Annotated in this window: 15 protein-coding genes; 13 read left to right on the plus strand and 2 right to left on the minus strand. The window is 36.0% G+C overall.

Annotated elements, in window-relative coordinates:
* The first annotated feature begins 1,878 nt into the window (after positions 1 to 1,878).
* The 10 genes from FJR09_RS05375 to FJR09_RS05420 all read left to right on the plus strand — a co-directional run bounded on the left by FJR09_RS05375 (position 1,879) and on the right by FJR09_RS05420 (position 12,146).
* Positions 1,879 to 2,262, plus strand: coding sequence for a HetP family heterocyst commitment protein (locus FJR09_RS05375; protein ID WP_015079882.1), 384 nt, complete (start codon positions 1,879 to 1,881; stop codon positions 2,260 to 2,262).
* 1,431 nt (positions 2,263 to 3,693) lie between these two features.
* On the plus strand, positions 3,694 to 4,290 hold the full coding sequence (locus FJR09_RS05380; protein WP_015079883.1) for a helix-turn-helix domain-containing protein: 597 nt from the start codon (positions 3,694 to 3,696) through the stop codon (positions 4,288 to 4,290).
* A gap of 21 nt (positions 4,291 to 4,311) precedes the next feature.
* A complete protein-coding gene (locus FJR09_RS05385) occupies positions 4,312 to 7,032 on the plus strand; it encodes a peptidase domain-containing ABC transporter (protein ID WP_015079884.1) in 2,721 nt (906 codons plus the stop codon).
* A gap of 70 nt (positions 7,033 to 7,102) precedes the next feature.
* Positions 7,103 to 8,641, plus strand: coding sequence for an HlyD family efflux transporter periplasmic adaptor subunit (locus tag FJR09_RS05390; RefSeq protein WP_015079885.1), 1,539 nt, complete (start codon positions 7,103 to 7,105; stop codon positions 8,639 to 8,641).
* Between the two features lie 140 nt (positions 8,642 to 8,781).
* Positions 8,782 to 9,051 (plus strand): hypothetical protein, encoded by a 270-nt coding sequence (locus FJR09_RS05395; protein WP_015079886.1) that lies wholly within the window; start codon positions 8,782 to 8,784, stop codon positions 9,049 to 9,051.
* A gap of 74 nt (positions 9,052 to 9,125) precedes the next feature.
* A complete protein-coding gene (locus FJR09_RS05400) occupies positions 9,126 to 9,383 on the plus strand; it encodes a hypothetical protein (protein WP_015079887.1) in 258 nt (85 codons plus the stop codon).
* Positions 9,384 to 9,554: 171 nt separating this feature from the next.
* On the plus strand, positions 9,555 to 9,968 hold the full coding sequence (gene arfB, locus FJR09_RS05405) for an alternative ribosome rescue aminoacyl-tRNA hydrolase ArfB (RefSeq protein WP_015079888.1): 414 nt from the start codon (positions 9,555 to 9,557) through the stop codon (positions 9,966 to 9,968).
* A 282-nt stretch (positions 9,969 to 10,250) separates the two neighbouring features.
* The gene (locus tag FJR09_RS05410) at positions 10,251 to 11,165 is read left to right on the plus strand and encodes a hypothetical protein (RefSeq protein WP_217357023.1); all 915 of its coding nucleotides are present in this window, start codon (positions 10,251 to 10,253) and stop codon (positions 11,163 to 11,165) included.
* Positions 11,166 to 11,183: 18 nt separating this feature from the next.
* On the plus strand, positions 11,184 to 11,531 hold the full coding sequence (locus FJR09_RS05415) for an STAS-like domain-containing protein (protein WP_027404595.1): 348 nt from the start codon (positions 11,184 to 11,186) through the stop codon (positions 11,529 to 11,531).
* Positions 11,532 to 11,534: 3 nt separating this feature from the next.
* Positions 11,535 to 12,146: a hypothetical protein gene (locus FJR09_RS05420; protein WP_053540430.1), complete on the plus strand. Its 612-nt coding sequence runs from the start codon at positions 11,535 to 11,537 to the stop codon at positions 12,144 to 12,146.
* 177 nt (positions 12,147 to 12,323) lie between these two features.
* Here FJR09_RS05420 and uvrB read toward each other — a convergent pair whose 3' ends face one another.
* Complete coding sequence (uvrB, locus tag FJR09_RS05425) at positions 12,324 to 14,321, minus strand: excinuclease ABC subunit UvrB (RefSeq protein ID WP_168633486.1); 1,998 nt, start codon at positions 14,319 to 14,321, stop codon at positions 12,324 to 12,326.
* Positions 14,322 to 14,567: 246 nt separating this feature from the next.
* Positions 14,568 to 15,131, minus strand: coding sequence for a Uma2 family endonuclease (locus tag FJR09_RS05430; RefSeq protein ID WP_015079890.1), 564 nt, complete (start codon positions 15,129 to 15,131; stop codon positions 14,568 to 14,570).
* A gap of 291 nt (positions 15,132 to 15,422) precedes the next feature.
* On the opposite strand from FJR09_RS05430, the gene FJR09_RS05435 reads away from it, so the two are divergent.
* From FJR09_RS05435 to FJR09_RS05445, 3 genes are read left to right on the plus strand one after another with little or no spacing between them, the layout of a single operon-like run.
* Complete coding sequence (locus FJR09_RS05435; RefSeq protein WP_015079891.1) at positions 15,423 to 15,596, plus strand: hypothetical protein; 174 nt, start codon at positions 15,423 to 15,425, stop codon at positions 15,594 to 15,596.
* On the plus strand, positions 15,593 to 17,659 hold the full coding sequence (locus tag FJR09_RS05440; protein ID WP_168653172.1) for an AAA family ATPase: 2,067 nt from the start codon (positions 15,593 to 15,595) through the stop codon (positions 17,657 to 17,659). Before FJR09_RS05435 ends, FJR09_RS05440 begins: the two co-directional genes overlap by 4 nt.
* Positions 17,660 to 17,718: 59 nt before the next feature.
* Positions 17,719 to 18,279, plus strand: a complete 561-nt coding sequence (locus FJR09_RS05445; RefSeq protein WP_015079893.1) for a Uma2 family endonuclease — start codon at positions 17,719 to 17,721, stop codon at positions 18,277 to 18,279.
* The last annotated feature ends 55 nt before the right edge of the window (positions 18,280 to 18,334 follow it).

The raw sequence follows: 18,334 nt of genomic DNA on the forward strand, positions 1-18,334 counted from the left end.
AGGTTAGTCAGGTTCAAATGCACTTAGTTTTTACGACTCCTAATTTAGCTGATAAGTTCCCAGCTAGTTGTAATAGAGTCAAAATTTCGATCTAGCGAACTGCTTGTGAAAATTGCCCAACTTGTTTAAAAACTTAAACAGCTTGGGAGTTACACTATAACCTCCTCATTCTGATCTGTCAAGCAACTACCGGATAAATTTCTGGGCAAGTTATTGAGAAAATCTCAGTTAAAAGAATGCAGAATTTAGAATTTAGAATTTAGAATTACGTTTTGCAACGGGGATTTTACCCCGACGCAAAACCCGCTGCTTGTAGAAGCAGGGGACTTTAACCCCCAAAGGTAAGTTAATAATTCGCTCTCAAAGCTGAATAGTAGCGTTTGAGACCCGGAAATTTGAGCAGATTTGATTTGTTAAGAATTACTTAGCCATACGGACTTGATCTTTATTTTCTACCTAAGTATCGGCTTTGACAAGAATAATCTGCGGCAATTGACCATAAATAATGATGGTTCTTCTTACCGAATCAGTTTAATGAATATTACTGTAATCTTACTTATATTAATAAATTGCATACATATAATTACCAACCTAGTTATTTAATTAAATGCCAATTTTCCCTAATAAACAAATAGCTTTTACTAAACAAATAAGATAATAGTGAAAGGTTCATGGTGATCCAGTTTTTGCTGTCCAGATATAGCTACAGGTATTTTTTTATATAAAAGCAAACATATTGGTAATTTAGATTAATATCGAAACCCAGAGTATTAACAATAAACAATACTGTTAATTATGGAATTATTTTGTAATTGATATTTATTTTTATTGTCGTCAGAATTTTAGGACTTAAAGCTTTAGAGTGCCTACAAAGCAATGATTCTCATTAAAGTAATTATTATATAAAAATTAAATTTGTGGTAATTAAAGTTCATTTGTTTTTGAGCTATAGTTGCGACGACTATCTATATGCTACGGAGCATAGACAAAGGTGATTCGTAGTTTTTTTGCTTTGTATAACGATGATAACATCTGCCATTGAGATTAAAGTGGGGGGTAACACCCCTCATTTTTTGCCAACTGGGGACAAAAATCAAACTTGCACAAGACATAAGTAAATATCTAGATAAGTTCAGTAAATTTAACTTAAATCTTGCCACCTTGGCAGATGACATTAGCGACAAAAAATAGTATAAATAAAAATGTGGCTTTTGAAATTGAGAAATCAATGGTTTTCCTGATTCCATTCAGTAATTGTGAGCTTTTACAGCAAAAGCACCACAATTAATGGTAAGAAGTTATACAGCAGTAACTAGGGAGAAGCAGAAAATTTCCACTTGGAAATTTCAAGAGGACATAATTGCATCTACGAAAAGCTACGCCAAACTCAATTCCTCTAGGTAGAAACCACAGAAAAGGTAAATTTTTACCTTTGATTCATTGGTAAGTATAAATCTACAGCCCAGACACAATTAATACATATTATTTCTGTGATCTATAGATATTACTAAATGAAAACTGTAAGACTGCCCAGAAAATCAGGGTATACACGGCAAGGCACAGCAGTACACAGACTTGATTAAAAATAGTCAGGTTTTCAATCACAGGTCAGGTTATGGAAAAAATCATCAGGTCAAATGCGCGTTTTAGCTTAGTTAAATGGGTAATCGTAGAGATCCAGTTTTCTGATTCCCATTCCCGTCAGGTATCAATATTCGCAAGTACCGGACTTTTATCGAAAGTTGTTACTTTTCTCAACATCTGCCACCAATTGATTACCTATAGGTTCCGGTTGTTCCCGCAACAGCAATTTGGCTGAAGACCATCGCATTTGCTCCCAACTGGACTAATTTACTCAATTCAAAGATAACTAAGATTATGAATCAAGATATTGCTGGCAGTGGTAACAACTTAGAAGCAAAAATCCATCCTGAACAGTTAGACCAAGTCGTCGAAGCGATTTTGGCAGGGAAGTATTCTTGGGCTTGTGTTTTAATGTTGCGGTTTGTGGGCTATAATCCCATGCACTATATTCCTTATCGCACTTATAACCGCATATTGAAAGAAAACGCTCGCATGAGTCGCTTGAATACACAAAATCATGAAACTCTCAAAATTGCTAAACCACCCACAGAGAAAAGATCCGAAGGCAATCTGGCATCTAACTGTTTAAGCAAGATTAAGGATTTAGCTTATATGGAAGTTGGCGGCAAGCATCATGCTGAAGCACGCGCCAATGGTCGGGGAAAAAAGTCGGCATAGTTGCTGATTATATCGTAATTGCTTGTTACTCAGTATGATGCTCAATGTGAGTAACTGCAATTACTGAATCCTTCGTAAAGTTCTGCCACAATGGCAAATATACACTGGTAACATCTTATAAATTAGAAATAGCAACCTAAATAAAGGTTCATAGCAGACAAATTGCATTTTTCCCAAAAAACTGTTTGTGTCTGTACATGAAACATATAGGCTGATTGCTTTTGCATTCAGTTTTTCATTAATTAAATTCTCCATCAAGACTGATGAACCATGACTAAAGGTGGTTATTTTTCCTCAGAAGCTTGAGCAGTTTTCAATTAGGGTGGTGGGTTGCCCTAATTAAATTGAGATGGCTAGATAACTTTTTCTAGCAAATTTCCTGTGACTAAGGTTTGGCTAACTTTGGTAATCAAGGTAGATGAGGAAACGGAAGGTCATGGTGAAATCATGCTCTTATTTGCAAATTTTTACTGTTATGTCAACTGGCAATTGATATAACTGCAATTAGAAGTTGTAATAATTTTACAGCTTCTTTTTCATGGATATAAAATTCTACAATAGGATTTACTAGAAATTACTAACCATATTTATAAGTAGGTGAACACAATAAAACCAAACTGTGTAAAGAAATGTAAAATCGCTGAAAACTTCTTTACTCTTGCCTCTGGTTACTGAGCGAAGTCGAAGTATTGCCTCTTGCCTCTTGCCTAGTGCTATGACGACAATTTTCAACGCCAACCTACTTATCAGCTTTAAGTTGATATAAATTTTATATGAAGAGATGATGAAGTTTAGATGAAGATTTTATTTTTTATATAAATTTTAGAAGAAGATATAGCAGAATTTAAAGATAACAATCAAAGCTTCATCACTTTTTTATCTAAACTGAATGGCTCAGTCTTAGCTATCGAGTAGACGATTTCATATTTAAGAACGTCTGCTGATGAGAGTTTTCTCATTTTAGGCTAGTGTAAGAGATAGATTACATCTTTCTGAGCTTATCTATTTTGGGGCTGCAATTTTTAGTACAATTGTTCCATAATTATTGGGTAATTAGAACTGCATGAACTTAAATATTTGAGGATTGATTAACTTCAATACCAGTGTTTACGAATATCTGGAAATCTAAATTAGAGATAGTATCATGCGCTAGGTAAATTTTGAGAATGATTAACTAATGCAGATAAATTTGGCATGAGAAAGCGAATTTTTTGGACTTTATTTATGGGTGTTTTACCAGACAGTGCTGTTTATTGAGGGACATAACAGCTATGCCTGCTGCATAGATATTGAGAATCACATAAATACTCATGAAACATCCTCCAAATTAAATACTGAATATCTGTGAAATTTCTGGCATCTGTCTTTGAGCAATCGATGTAACAGATAAATTTGCCCAAATTTGAAAGTAGAAGGCAACTGGTAAGAATTATGTCATCTTATTCTCATCAAAATCGGGTTATTGATATTTACGATGGTTATGAAAGTAAGTTTTTAACACCTTTTCAGCGAAAGGCATTGCTAAAAAATTTACAAAGCAATTCACAACCAGAATATCGGCGACGAATTGAGATTATGTTGTTAGCAGATATGGGCAAATCGCAAACTCATATTTGTGACATGATTGGTTGTTCTCAGGAGATGGCTAGGTATTGGATAGGTACTGCTGAGGCGGGGATGGCTCACAAATGGAATCAGCGCCCATTGGGTAGACCAAAGATTGTTAATCATCAATATATTGAAAGATTGAAGGAATTAGTCAATTCTAGTCCCCGTGAATATGGCTATGCTTTTGGTGATTGGACGGCGCAATGGTTGAGTAAACATTTAGCGAAAGAGTTGGGAATTCAAATTAGCGATCGCCACATTAATCGCCTCCTTAAACAAATGGGACTTTCTACTAAACATAAAAGTTCCCCATTGATAACTACTGAAAATCAGGATTTAGCAATTAAAATTAGTGATTTGCATTCTCCGCCTGAACCTAGTTTTCATTGGTCATTGAATCTCATGCAGACCAATAAATAATAGTGTTTTGGAGGTTAGGAAATGCTATCAGCGTTTTCTCAGGAACAGTTAGTTACACACATTAGGCAAGTCTTGGGTGATGGCTTATCAGATCAAGCAGTTATAGATTGTACCAAGGCTTTAGAAATTATTGAACCACCAGTAGCAAAGCAATTTTGGCAAGCGACAACAGCAAAGCCGGGAATTTATGTTGTGCTGACTGGTAAGGTGAGATTACTTGATAGCTCGAACAATTTAATTAATACTCTCACTTCAGGGTCATCATTTGGGGAGTTAACTTTATTTCCAGAACAAGATTTTAGCAGTTATGTGGCTAGAGCTTCTATGAATTTAAAGGTTGCCTATCTTCCCCAAGCAATATTAACTAAGGTAATGGGAGAGTTTCCTAGTGTTTATCATCTTTTGCTGAATAAGGCAGAGCTAATTAACACTGCGAATTCTTCAGAAATTCCGCTGATTGAAGCCCCAAGAACTGTAAATAGTGCCAATTTACCTCAACCAATAATTCCCCCACCAACACAAGTAAAAAAACGCCCTCAATACTTTCCTATTCCTACGGTAGTTGTTGGTAATTGGTGGCGTAAATTTACTAAACGCTATCCATTTTTTGAACAACAAAGTGCTGCTGATTGTGGTGCTGCTTGCTTAGTTATGGTTGGCCGTTATTGGGGAAAAAACCTGAGTATCAATCGGCTGCGGGATCTGGCTAATGTTAGCCGGAGTGGTGCATCCATGCGAAGTTTGAGTGCAGCAGCAGAAAGCCTTGGTTTTGCTACCCGTCCGGTGAAAGCCAGTTTGGATAAATTTGCCCAACAATCTTTACCAGCGATCGCTCATTGGCAAGGTAGACATTACATTGTTGTCTATGAAATTACCAAAAAACAGGTAATTGTTGCTGATCCCGCTATTGGCCAACGTCAGCTTACTATTAAGGAATTTCTTGCAGGTTGGACTGGTTACGCTTTACTATTACAGCCTACAACTTCACTCAAAAAAACGCAAGAAGCTAACACGCCATTTTGGCAGTTATTTGATTTAGTTAAACCGCATTTTCAGGTTCTCTTAGAAGTATTTATTGCTTCGGTATTAATTCAGGTATTTGGATTAATCACACCTTTATTTACTCAACTTTTATTAGATAGAGTCATTGTTCAAGGTAGCATCTTAACTTTAAATACTGTCGGGTTTGGATTGTTAATTTTTGGGTTGTTTCGGGTTGCTATTAATGGGTTAAGACAATATTTACTAGATCACACCGCTAACCGCATTAGTGTGGCTTTAATGGTGGGATTTATTAAGCATACATTTGGCTTACCTCTGTCATTTTTTGAGTCTCGTTATGTGGGAGATATTGTCTCTCGTGTTCAGGAAAATCAAAAAATTCAACGGTTTCTGACGGGTGAAGCTCTATCTATTGGCTTGGATTTATTAACAGTTTTTGTTTATGTGGGATTAATGTTTTGGTACAGTCCACCAATGGCATTAATGACATTGGCAATTGTGCCACCCTTTGTGTTATTAACATTCTTTGCCACACCATTTTTGCGGCGGATTAGTCGAGAGGTATTCACAGCAGGAACTTTGGAAAATAGTTATTTGATTCAAAGCTTGACGGGAATTTCTTCGATTCGCTCAATGGCTATTGAACAAACAGTTCGTTGGCATTGGGAAGAGTTGCTAAACAATTTAATCAAAAAGAACTTTAGTGGTCAAGTAATTAGTAATCAACTGCAATTAATTAGCTCTACTATTCAATCTTTAGCAAGTACAGGGTTGCTCTGGTTTGGCGCTTGGTTAGTCATTCAAAATCAACTTACTATTGGTCAGTTAGTTGCTTTTAATATGTTACTGGGTAATATTATTCAGCCTTTCCAACGATTAATTATTTTGTGGAATCAGTTACAAGAGGTGATTGTTGCTACAGAACGAATTAATGATGTACTGGAAGCACAACTAGAGGAAGATTTAGAACATAACCCTCGACAATTTTTACCGAGATTAATCGGGAGAATCCGTTTTCATAATGTTACCTTTCGCTATCATCCCGAAAGTGAGATTAATATTTTAGAAAATCTCAGTTTTGAAATTTTACCTGAGCAAACTGTAGCAGTTGTTGGGCGCAGTGGTTCTGGAAAAACAACACTTTCTAAGTTAATTTTGGGTTTATATCTAGCGACAGATGGAAGAGTTTTAATTGACAATCAAGATGTTACTAGTATTTCCTTACATTCTTTGCGATCGCAAATAGGAGTTGTTGATCAAGATACCTTTTTATTTGGCGGAACAATTCGGGAAAATATCACAATTGCCCATCCAGAAGCCTCTTTAGAAGAGATTGTGGAAGCTGCCCAACTTGCAGGTGCAGATGAGTTTATCAAAAGGATGCCAATGGGTTATGAAACCCAAATTGGTGAAGGAGGCGGAATGTTATCTGGAGGTCAACGTCAACGGTTAGCAATTGCCCGGGCTTTACTGGGAAATCCGCGACTTTTAATATTAGATGAAGCTACAAGTCACCTTGATGCTGAATCTGAACGGATTATTCAGAACAACCTCAAAAAAATTCTGCAAGGACGTACAAGTGTAATTATTGCTCACCGTCTTTCTACAGTTCGTCATGCTGATCTAATTTTAGTTTTAGATCGTGGTGTTTTAGTAGAAAGCGGTACACATGAAGAATTAATTACCAAAAAAGGACATTATTTCTATCTCAATCAACAACAATTAGCACAAACAAATTAATTGTTTAATAACCAGATCCCCGACTTATTGAAGAAGTTGGGGATCTATAACCAGAATTCTAAAATTATTTATGCCACAGTCAGTTTACACACAACCAACAACTACCATAAAGCCGCAGAATCAAACTGAATCTACTGCTTTTATCCAAAATCAACCTCAGACTCAGACATTAAATAAAGCCCAAGATTGGTTTTATGGTACAGAAGAATTATTAGATGCTTTACCAAAAGTATGGACTCGTTCCATGTTGTATTTATTAGTCAGTTTTGCCGCAATTATTTTACCTTGGGCAATGTTAACTAAAGTTGATGAAACAGGAAGTGCTAGTGGCAGAATAGAACCCAAAGGGGCAACACAAAAATTAGATAGTGCGGTAACTGGTAGTGTAGTTGCTGTTAATGTTAAAGAAGGTGCAATCGTTAAAGCTGGACAGGTATTAGTAGAAATGCAATCTGATGTTTTACAAACAGAAATACAGCAAATAAAAGATAAATTAGATGGGTTAAAAAATCGACAATCTCAACTGGAAATACTGAAGAATCAAGTCTTCATGGCAATTAATATTCAACGTCAGCAAAATCAATCTCAATCATTAGAAAAACTTGCTCAACTTAATCAAGCCCAACAAACATTTGAGACTAAAAAAAGTGCCTATAATTTCCAGGATTTGGAGAAATTAGCCCAAATTGATCAGGTAAAACAGAATATACGATCTACTCAAACTAACTATAGATTAGCTACAAGTCGGTTACGTCGAGATGTTTCTGAAGTTGAACGTTATCGGCTGTTGTTAAAGCAAGGAATAATTTCTCAAACTAAAGTAGTAGAATTGGAAAAAATTGCCGAAGAAAGTCAACGTTCACAAGAAGAAGCAAAATTTAATCTGCAAACAGCACAGTTACGGCTAAAAGAAGAGGTCAGCCGTTATCAGTCACTAATGAATCAAGTTCGCTCAGATATTGAACAGGCAAAACTACGTTTACAAGAAGAAGAAAATAGTTATAAAAGTTCTATGCAAGGAGGAGAATTAGTTTTATTAAAAAGTCAGGAACAGTTTAAAGACATCCAAAATCAAATAATTTCTCTTCAATCAGAAATGATGCAAACAAAAGGACAGCTTGCATCTTTAAATTTACAACTAAAACAGCGAATTGTCCGCTCTCCTATTGATGGAATAATTTTTGAATTACCTATTAAAAAACCTGGTTCTGTGGTACAATTAGGACAAATGATTGCTCAAATTGCTCCCGAAAATACCGCTTTGATTTTGAAAGCCCGTATGCCCAGTCAACATAGTGGTTTTGTCAAGGTAGGAATGCCAGTAAAAATTAAATTTGATGCTTATCCTTTCCAAGAATATGGAATTGTATCAGGACGGATTAGTTGGATTTCACCTAACTCTAAAATTCAAGAAAATAGTTCTAACCGAATAGAAACTTATGAATTAGATATCGCTTTAGAAAATCCTTATATTCAAGTTGGTAGCAAACAAATTCCTCTTACACCTGGACAAACAGCAAGTGCGGAAGTAATCATTCGTCAACGTCGAGTTATTGACTTTATTTTAGATCCATTTAAGAAGTTACAGAAAAATGGTTTAGAGCTTTAAATAAGGTATTATACTGAAGACATAATTCAATAAATTATGTCTTTTTTAATAGACGTTAATATGCAACTTTTTGATTATTCCTAAAAGAAAAATGTCAGAATTAAGTAGTTAAATGAATTAAGGATTTCGAGGATACGATAATGGAGAAAATAGTAATTAATGACTTATATCCTAGTCATTTAGTAACCTTTATTGATGATTTAAAAATATCAAAATTAGGTATTTTATTAGGGGGAGGTTTTTGGGGAGGCTATCCCAGTTTAGGGCTAAGTCCTAATGTTTTTATAACCACCGTTTATGATGGACTAAACAGCATATCAACAACTTATGAAGGAGCCGGTAGTTTTCATGATAATAAATTTAATACGATAGATTACGCTCGGACAGTTAATGCTTGGGTAAATCGGTAATTATTTTAGCAGATTCAAGGGCAATTTTGTCAAGTTTACCAGAACTATTCACTGTTTGATGAGGCAATAAGATCATGGCTACAATCATAATTTCTGACTTACAGGAAAAGACATTTTTGGATGACTTAAATTCAGAGCAAATACAGCAAATTTTAGGTACTGGTATTTTACCTTTACCTTTCTTGGGTGGACGTGGTTCTAATGTTGCTTTAACCACTGTTTATGATGGTATAAATACCCTGGAAACAGCATATCGTGGTCCATTTAGTTTCTACGATAATAAGATTTTTACTCTTGATCTTGCCAGAAGTGCTGTTTATTTAGTATTGTGAATAATTTTTAGTTGGTTGTTTTTTCTTCTTTACACCCCATAATGCTTATTTCTGAGGAAGTAACAACTTCCTTTTTTGTTGTTTTTGCTGATAGCTGATAATTGTTTACAGTTATGTGAAAATTGTTTTATGTTAAGATATAGTATTGTAGGTATGAATTACTGTATATAAATGATAGAAATTTCCCAGACAGTAATTATTCCTGATAGCGATATGGAAATTACTGCGATTCGTTCTCAGGGTGCAGGTGGTCAAAATGTTAATAAGGTGGCTACTGCTATTCATTTGCGCTTTGATATTTGTGCTTCTTCTTTACCAGAAATCTATAAAGAACGGCTTTTGAAGTTGAAAGATAACCGCATTACTCTTGAGGGAGTTGTGGTGATTAAAGCGCAGGAATACCGCAGTCAAGAACAGAATAAGGAGGAAGCTTTTCGACGACTTCAGGAACTGATTAAAAGTGTGTCTGTTTTACCGCGAAAACGCAAACGAACTAAACCAAGTCGCAATTCTCAAAGAAAACGTCTTGATAGTAAAAATAAGCGCGGACAAATTAAGTTGACTAGAGGAAAAATTACAGAATAATCACGATGCTATTACTGTGATGATAATATATAGCAATCCTAATAAAATACAAACATCTCCTTTCTCTCTTTCTCTGTGTTCTCTGTGCCTCTGTGGTTCGTTGAAAAAAATCTTGTACATAAATGCTATATATTAACGTCCCAACATTTTATCTCGCAAATGCTTAATGCGAAGAATAAAAATATACTACTCTAGCCAAAAATAACCAATGAGGTTATGAAATCTAGTATTATTGGCTCTAATTGTCAAAATTATAGAGAATCATAATTATTTGGAGTTGTTTTGTCATTAGTAATTACCAAGAATCAACCCCCCATTCTGTATGTGGATACGGTAGAAGACTATCCTCGTCATGTAAAAATGCTGCTGCAAGACTGGTATGATATTTTGCAACTTCCTGAAGATTGCTTAGAATTGATAATTGATTTCCACTATTGCGGATTCCTGGGACACATCGGTGTTACATTTTTAGGCGGAATAGTTCGTCTATTTGAATACAGGGGTGGAAATGTCAAGTTCCTATGGAATACGCTTATAGAGAAAATTCGTGTGAATTTGGCTCAAAATGGATTCCTGTATGATTTTAGCCACAATCAGAAACCTTGGGATGGTAACTCAGTACCTTATCGAAGAGATATCAAACATGACCCTATAGCCATAGCTGACTACTTAGGATATAAATGGCTAGGTAAAGGTTGGGTTAATATCAGTCCTGGATTACAGGATGCAATCGCAGGTAAAGTTGTAGAAATATATTTTAATGCCTTTGAACATAGCCAATCTTCAATAGGTGTATTTACTTGCGGTCAACATTATCCTGAGTCAGGTACTCTTCAGTTAACGGTGGTTGACTTTGGAATTGGTATCCCTAATAGTGTTCGTACTTTACCCGAAAATGCAGCAATGACATCTATTGAGGCTTTAAAGTGGGCATTTGAGCCGGGAAATAGCACCAAGCAGCAAGGTATCCGCCAGGGTGAAGGTTTACACATACTACAGGAATTTGTCAGAAAAAATCATGGAACTCTGATGATTTTCAGTAATGACAGCTATGTCAATATAGGGGATAATGGAGTGAAATACGAAAACGTTTGTACTAATTTTTCGGGAACGCTAGTCAATATAGCTTTTCGATGTGATGAAAAATACTACTGTTTAGCTTCAGAAGTTCCTAAACTCAAGAAGCTGAAGCTTTAGAGAGAGGGAGATAAGGACATGATGTATAAAGTTTACGATATAGTTGGCGAGTATGCCATCACTCCTGATGGTGGACAAAAGTTATATGATCAGATTCATCCATGTTTACTAACTGATGAAACTGTGGAGTTAGATTTTGCAGGAGTGAAGGTTTTTGCATCTCCATTTGTGAATTTTGCATTTGGTCAATTGTTAAAAGATATCCCATCTGAGAAGTTGAATCAATTGCTTGAATTTACTTCTCTCAATGCTGATGGATGGGATGTTATTAATCACGTAATGACTAGAGCTAAACGTTATTACTCTGATGAAAAATATCGTAATGCTGTGGATACGGTGATAACAGATATGGCTGCAAGTTTTTGAAGTATGGCGATTATTCAAGCTGATATCATAGATATCAAAACTGATACCCCACAGCAAAGTGACATTTTCTTTGTAGATACCAACATCTGGTTTTGGCAAACTTATACAAATGCTGCATTTACGGCTAAACGTTACCAAATTACAGATTATCCCAACTATATCAACAAAACACGCCAAAATGGAGCTACTCTTACTTATTCTGGACTCACTTTAGCTGAACTTGCTCATATTATTGAGAAAACAGAATATGATATTTATGTTCAATCTAATGGATATTTACACTTTAAGAAATACCGTCATGATTATCCAACAGAAAGAGCTAATGTAGTCGCTGAAGTTCAGTTTACTTGGCGACGAATCAAAAAAATTGCAATTCCTATTGATTTAACAGTAGATGACGCAACAACTGATGCTGCTATTAACCGATTTACCACTCAAGCAGTTGATGGTTATGATTTGCTGATGCTTGAAGCTATTAGCAAAGCAGGAGCAGGAACAGTTAAGATTATTACTGATGATATGGATTATAGTGTTGTTCCAGGTATTCAGGTGTTTACTAGCAATAAATATGTTATTCAAGATGCTGCTATGCAAAAGAAGTTAGTAAGGCGTTAATTATACATTTATTTTATCTACCTAACATTTTATCTCGTAAATGCTTAATGCGATCGCTGACGCAGCGCAAGGCTAACGCGCAATTTTCCAGCTTTCTAACGTCCTAACATTTTATCTCGCAAATGCTTAATGGGATTGCTGACGCAGCGCAAGGCTAACGCGCAATTTTCCAGCTTTCTAACGTCCTAACATTTTATCTCGAAGATGCTTAATGCGATCGCGCAATTTTGCAGCTTCTTCAAATTCCATCTTCTTCGCTGCTTCCTTCATCTGTTTTTCTAAAATTGTAATTAACTCTGGAATATCTTCCACCGATAATTCATCTAAATGTTCATCAACCATTTTTAAATCAGTTGCATTTAACCGCCGGGAAGCATCTAAAAATGATAAAATTGAATTAGTTTGTTTTTTAATAATCGGTTGCGGTGTAATTCCATGCAATTTATTATAAGCCGTTTGAATTCCTCTTCTTCTATCAGTTTCATCAATGGCTTTAATCATACTACCTGTTAATTTATCAGCATATAAAATTGCCTTTCCTCTAATGTGACGGGCTGCGCGGCCGATAGTTTGAATTAGAGAACGTTCAGTCCGCAAAAATCCTTCCTTATCTGCGTCCATAATTGCAACTAACGAAACTTCAGGTAAATCCAAACCTTCCCGCAATAAATTTACACCGACTAACACATCAAAAACACCATTTCGCAAATCCTGTAAAATCTCAATCCGTTGGATGGAATTGATTTCTGAATGTAAATATCTGATTTTAATTCCCCTCTCTGCTAAATATTCAGTCAAATCTTCCGCCATGCGTTTAGTTAATGTAGTAATTAACGTTCTTTCTTGACGGTCAACTCGATCTTTTATTTCTCCTAATAAATCATCAATTTGTCCTTCCGTGGGACGCACAAATATTTCTGGGTCAATTACTCCCGTCGGTCTAATTACTTGTTCAATAATATTCTCTTCCGAAATTTCCAATTCCCAATTTCCTGGAGTTGCAGAAACGAAAATACATTGATTGACTTTTTGCCAAAATTCTTCGGCTTGCAAAGGACGATTATCCGCAGCACTGGGAAGCCGAAAACCATGATCTATTAATACTTTTTTTCTCGCTTGATCTCCATTATACATTCCGCGAATTTGGGGAACGGTAACATGAGATTCATCTATCACTAATAACCAATCTTTGGGAAAATAATCAATTAAACATTCTGGTGGTTCTCCTGCTTGTCTACCTGCTAAATGACGGGAATAATTTTCTACGCCGTTACAATATCCCACTTCTCTTAACATTTCCAAATCATAACGGGTGCGTTGATCAATGCGTTGTGCTTCCACTAATTTCCCCATTGATTCTAATGTTAATTGTTGCTGTTTTAATTCGGTGGCTATATCTTCACAAGCTATTTCTACTCTTTCTTTAGGAGTAACAAAGTGACGCGCAGGGTAGATATTTACTGCTTCTAAACTGTGGAGAATTTCCCCACTCACAGGATCTACATATCTAATTGCATCAATTTCATCACCAAAAAATTCCACTCTAATAATTCTATCTTCGTAAGCAGGAGAAATTTCTAAAACATCACCCCGAACTCGAAATTTTCCTCTCCCCATTTCTATGTCATTGCGAGTATATTGAACTGCTGTTAAATCCCGTAAAACTTGACGCGGATCAATTTCCATTCCCAATTGTAATCGAATTGCGGCTTTCAGGTATTCCGCCGGCATTCCTAAACCGTAAATACAACTAATTGAAGCCACAACAATCACATCCTTGCGTTCAAATAAGGAACGGGTGGCGGAATGTCGTAACATATCTATTTCTTCATTTATCGCTGATGTTTTCTCTATATAAGTATCAGTAACGGGTAGATATGCTTCGGGTTGATAGTAATCGTAATAACTGACAAAATACTCAACTGCATTATGAGGAAAAAACTCCCGCAGTTCGTTACACAACTGGGCGGCTAATGTCTTATTATGGGCTAATACTAGGGTAGGTCTACCGACTTTTTCAATGACTGCGGCTATGGAGAATGTCTTACCGGTTCCTGTCGCACCCAGTAATGTTTGATAATGATTTCCTGTTTGAATACTAGCAGAAAGTTGTGCGATCGCTTGTGGTTGATCACCGGTGGGGACAAAAGGCGCTTGCAGATTAAAATCCATTATCTAGCTTGAACGTTACACCTAGCAATTCTACACAATTTCTCAGTTTTACGTTTGGCGCGAAATTTTTTTTTCGGGGTTTGGCTTGCAACATCGCCGGCGATGTGCTATATTAATATAATGGAGTGGTGATAAAATTTTTATAAAAGCACACATTCCCATTATCATAATATCACGCCTGGCGGCGCAAGTCAACCCCCAAAGCCTGAATTTATTTTTGCCGGCTCAAAAAAGCCGCACCCAATTGATTTATTGTGAAAATCCTTGTAGTAATCGTTGAATAGAAATTTTAATTTCTGGAAATGCTAATGGAGATATTTCACCGCAAGTAAAGGTTAATTCTCTAGAATAATTACCATTTATTGGTTCTCTAAACACTTTTAATTGTTGATTTTTTAAGTCTACTACCCAATACTCATTAATTAATCCAGCAGCATAGGTTTTGCGTTTTATCTCTAAATCTTTACTTAGAGTAGTTTTAGAATATTCGATTAACCAAAATATATTTTCAGGATAAGGGTGGTGACTGCGATAAATAGCACGCAGTGGTTCAACTATTGCTAAATCTGGTGCTGGTTCTGAATTGCTATTAGGTATTGTAATCGGTTTTGCATCTCTTACCAGTGCTTTTGAACCGAGTAATTCCCGCAAATATTCAGCAGAATCAGTATTAATTTGCGCGTGTTCTGGTCCTTCTGGTGCCATGTTGATAATTTCTCCATTTAGTAGTTCAACTTGACGACCAGCTAAAAGGCCAATTTCAATCATACGATGATAGTCGTCTAAACTCCATTTAGCAATAGTAACTGTCATGGTTAGTTTTCCTAAAGCTAGGGTACGATTTTGATTTTAACTTGAATTTGATACAGCAACTGTGTATCTAATCCAAGTGCATACCCCTATAATAGTCGGTTTTAACCGACTTGAGCTATTAGACAGGGAATTTATTCCCTGGCTTCTGGCTTCTGACTGCGTTAAAATTTGTAATATGCTAAAGGCTGGTTGTGTATACCGATTATATCAAGTGCAATGGGATAAGAGCAGATAGATAAAAATAGTATCAGAACTGGTTAAAATAGAAAATAAATCTATTGCTGTTTTGAAATGATACCAGAAGCAAATATTGAAGATGTTCAAGAACCAATTACCAGCGCACCACCGGAAGTGAAGCAAATTATTGAGAAGGTATGGAGGTTGGAGAAAAGTCGGTTAGATAGAAAGAGTAAGGGTCATATTAATGATGATATTCTCACTATTGTGAAGGAAGCGGTACAATGAAGCTAACTTCGATTAAATTATGTAATTTTCGTTCTTTTTATGGGAAAACTCCAGAGATAACTTTGGCTGGTGGAGATGTTCGCAATACTACGATGATTTATGGTAGTAACGGTGCAGGTAAAACTAGTATTTTGAATGCGTTTACTTGGGTTTTATATGAAAAATTTAGTGCGGCTTTTGCGTCAACGGAACAGTTAGTAAATAAACGCGCAATTTCAGAATCTCAACCTAGTCAACCTGTGGAATGTTGGGTGGAAGTTGGTTGGGAACATGAAGGTAATCGTTATCGTGCTACTCGTGGTTGTCGGGTTTATAAAAATGAAAGTGATGTGATTGAAGCTGGGAAAACTCAGTTAAAAATTCAAGTTGCTGGAGATGACGGAAAATGGTATTTCCCACTTCAGCAAGCTGAGGAAATTATAACTCAGATTTTACCAGCAAGTTTACATCAATATTTTTTCTTTGACGGTGAACGCATTGAAGAAATTGTCCGTTCTGATAATAAAGCGGAAATTTCTGAAGCCATTAGAACTTTTTTGGGTGTGGAAGTTATTGAACTTTCGATTAAACACTTGAAAGATGCTAAAAAGAGTTTAGAAACTGAGTTAAAACATATTGGTGACGCGGAAACTAAACAGTTATTGAATCAGCAAGAAAAGCAAGAACTGGAAATTGACAATATTAATAAACGTCAAACGGAAATAAATCAAGAGTTGGAATGTCAACAGACTTTCAAAAAGGAAGTTAGTAACAAGTTACGAGAATTGAGTGCTGTTAAGGAATTACAGGAAAGAAAGCAAAGTTTAGAATCTCAAAAAGATAGTTTGCGGGAAGAGTTGAAGAAAACACGGGAGAATTTGAAAAAGGTTATTTCTGCACGGGGTTATACTGTTCTGTTATCGGAAACTACCGCTAAGTTTCGGGAAATATTTACAGATTTAAAACAAAAAGGTGAATTAACTGCGGGAATTTCCCGGGAATTTGTCAATGATTTACTCAATAGTGGACGTTGTATTTGTGGTGCAGATTTAAGAGAAGGAACTCACACCCATTTTCATGTCAAGAATTTAATGAGAAAATCTGGTTCTTCGACTGTAGAAGAAACCGCAATTAGAATGAGCGCGCAAGTTGATGAAATTGATAAACAAGCAGTTGCTTTTTGGGAAGAAGCGGACAGGGAACAAGTACGAATTCAACAGTTACGGGAAAATCTTAATCAAGTTGAATTGGAATTAGCAACTATTCAAGAACAACTCCGAAAAGATCCCAATGAGGAAATTAGTAGTTTACAAAAACGTCTGGATGAAATTGAAGCTAAAATTGATGACTTAAATCGAGAACAAGGTGCAAATCAACAGGAAGTTTCTCATCTAAAAACAGCTATTGATGCTTTGATAAAACAAATATCTAAGCAAAAACAAAATGAGGAAAAACAATCTTTAGCACAGCGTCGCATTAATGCTACTCAAGATGCAATTGACAGATTATCGGAAGTTAAAAACCGTCAAGAAAATCAGTTTCGTCTCCAATTGGAACAGCGGGTACAGGAAATTTTCTCAGATATTTCTTTTACTCCTTATGTTCCCAAGATTAGCGAAAAGTATGAGTTGAGTTTGGTGGAAAATACGACGGGATTTGAAGCACCAGTCGCAGCTTCTACGGGAGAAAATCAAATTCTCAGTTTATCTTTTATCGCTAGTATTATTGATAAGGTGCGTGACTGGAGTGAGAAGCGGAAAATGATGATGGTTCCTGATAGTAGCACTTTTCCTATTGTTATGGATTCTCCTTTTGGGAGTTTAGATGCTAATTCTCGTCGTCACATTGCGCGAACTATTCCTAAGTTAGCAAATCAGTTGGTTGTGTTGGTGACTAAGACTCAGTGGAGGGTTGAGGTTGAGGAGGAAATTGCTGATAAGATTGGGAAGGAATATGTTTTGGTTTATTATTCTTCTAAGCCTAATTGTGAACAGGATTTTATTGAGTTGGGGAGGGAACGATATGCTTTGGTTCGTCAGAGTTTGAATGGTTTTGAATATACTGAAATTGTTGAGGTTGAATAAATAATTTTTGTTTCGCGCAAAGTCGCTAAGAAGCAAAGTCGCAAAGGAGGAAGAAAGAAATGGTTGCTAATTTTGAGAAAAGTTATATGAGTCCTCTGGAGTATTTGGAATGGGAGGAACAGCAAGATATTAAATATGAATATATCAATGGTGAAGTTTTTGCTATGACTGGGGGAACTATTCCCCATTCTACTATTGCTTTAAATTTGGCTTCTGGGTTAAAAAATCATTTGCGGGGTGGTAATTGTCGTCCTTTTATGGCAGATGCTAAAGTGGGTATATCGGAAAATGGTCCGTTTCATTATCCTGATGTCATGGTAAGTTGTGATGAACGGGATAAACAAGCTATTAAGTTTATTCAATTTCCTTGCTTAATTGTTGAGGTGCTTTCTCCGAGTACGGAGGCTTATGATAGGGGGGGTAAGTTTCAGCTATATAGACGGATTCAAACTTTGCAGGAATATGTTTTAATTAGTGCTGATAAAATCGGTTTGGATTGTTTTCGCCTAAATGATAGGGGTTTATGGGAGTTACATCCTTTTGTTGAGGGTGATGATGTACATTTAGTTAGTGTTGATTTTACTTTTCCTCTTTCTCTGGTTTATGAGGATGTTTTTTGATTTTTTGTTTCGCGCAGAGACGCTAAGGAGCAAAGGCGCAAAGAAGAGGATAAGA

The sequence above is a fragment of the Dolichospermum sp. UHCC 0406 genome (genome assembly GCF_009712025.1).
GTDB lineage: Bacteria > Cyanobacteriota > Cyanobacteriia > Cyanobacteriales > Nostocaceae > Dolichospermum > Dolichospermum lemmermannii.

What these genes read in the sequence shown, in the direction of transcription:
- FJR09_RS05435 (WP_015079891.1), top strand. Translation starts at nt 15,423, where the DNA reads ATGATACCAGAAGCAAATATTGAAGATGTTCAAGAACCAATTACCAGC.
- FJR09_RS05415 (WP_027404595.1), top strand. Translation starts at nt 11,184, where the DNA reads ATGATGTATAAAGTTTACGATATAGTTGGCGAGTATGCCATCACTCCT.
- FJR09_RS05385 (WP_015079884.1), top strand. Translation starts at nt 4,312, where the DNA reads ATGCTATCAGCGTTTTCTCAGGAACAGTTAGTTACACACATTAGGCAA.
- FJR09_RS05430 (WP_015079890.1), bottom strand. Translation starts at nt 15,131, where the DNA reads ATGACAGTTACTATTGCTAAATGGAGTTTAGACGACTATCATCGTATG.
- FJR09_RS05420 (WP_053540430.1), top strand. Translation starts at nt 11,535, where the DNA reads ATGGCGATTATTCAAGCTGATATCATAGATATCAAAACTGATACCCCA.
- FJR09_RS05440 (WP_168653172.1), top strand. Translation starts at nt 15,593, where the DNA reads ATGAAGCTAACTTCGATTAAATTATGTAATTTTCGTTCTTTTTATGGG.
- FJR09_RS05400 (WP_015079887.1), top strand. Translation starts at nt 9,126, where the DNA reads ATGGCTACAATCATAATTTCTGACTTACAGGAAAAGACATTTTTGGAT.
- FJR09_RS05445 (WP_015079893.1), top strand. Translation starts at nt 17,719, where the DNA reads ATGGTTGCTAATTTTGAGAAAAGTTATATGAGTCCTCTGGAGTATTTG.
- FJR09_RS05390 (WP_015079885.1), top strand. Translation starts at nt 7,103, where the DNA reads ATGCCACAGTCAGTTTACACACAACCAACAACTACCATAAAGCCGCAG.
- FJR09_RS05395 (WP_015079886.1), top strand. Translation starts at nt 8,782, where the DNA reads ATGGAGAAAATAGTAATTAATGACTTATATCCTAGTCATTTAGTAACC.
- arfB (WP_015079888.1), top strand. Translation starts at nt 9,555, where the DNA reads ATGATAGAAATTTCCCAGACAGTAATTATTCCTGATAGCGATATGGAA.
- FJR09_RS05375 (WP_015079882.1), top strand. Translation starts at nt 1,879, where the DNA reads ATGAATCAAGATATTGCTGGCAGTGGTAACAACTTAGAAGCAAAAATC.
- FJR09_RS05380 (WP_015079883.1), top strand. Translation starts at nt 3,694, where the DNA reads ATGTCATCTTATTCTCATCAAAATCGGGTTATTGATATTTACGATGGT.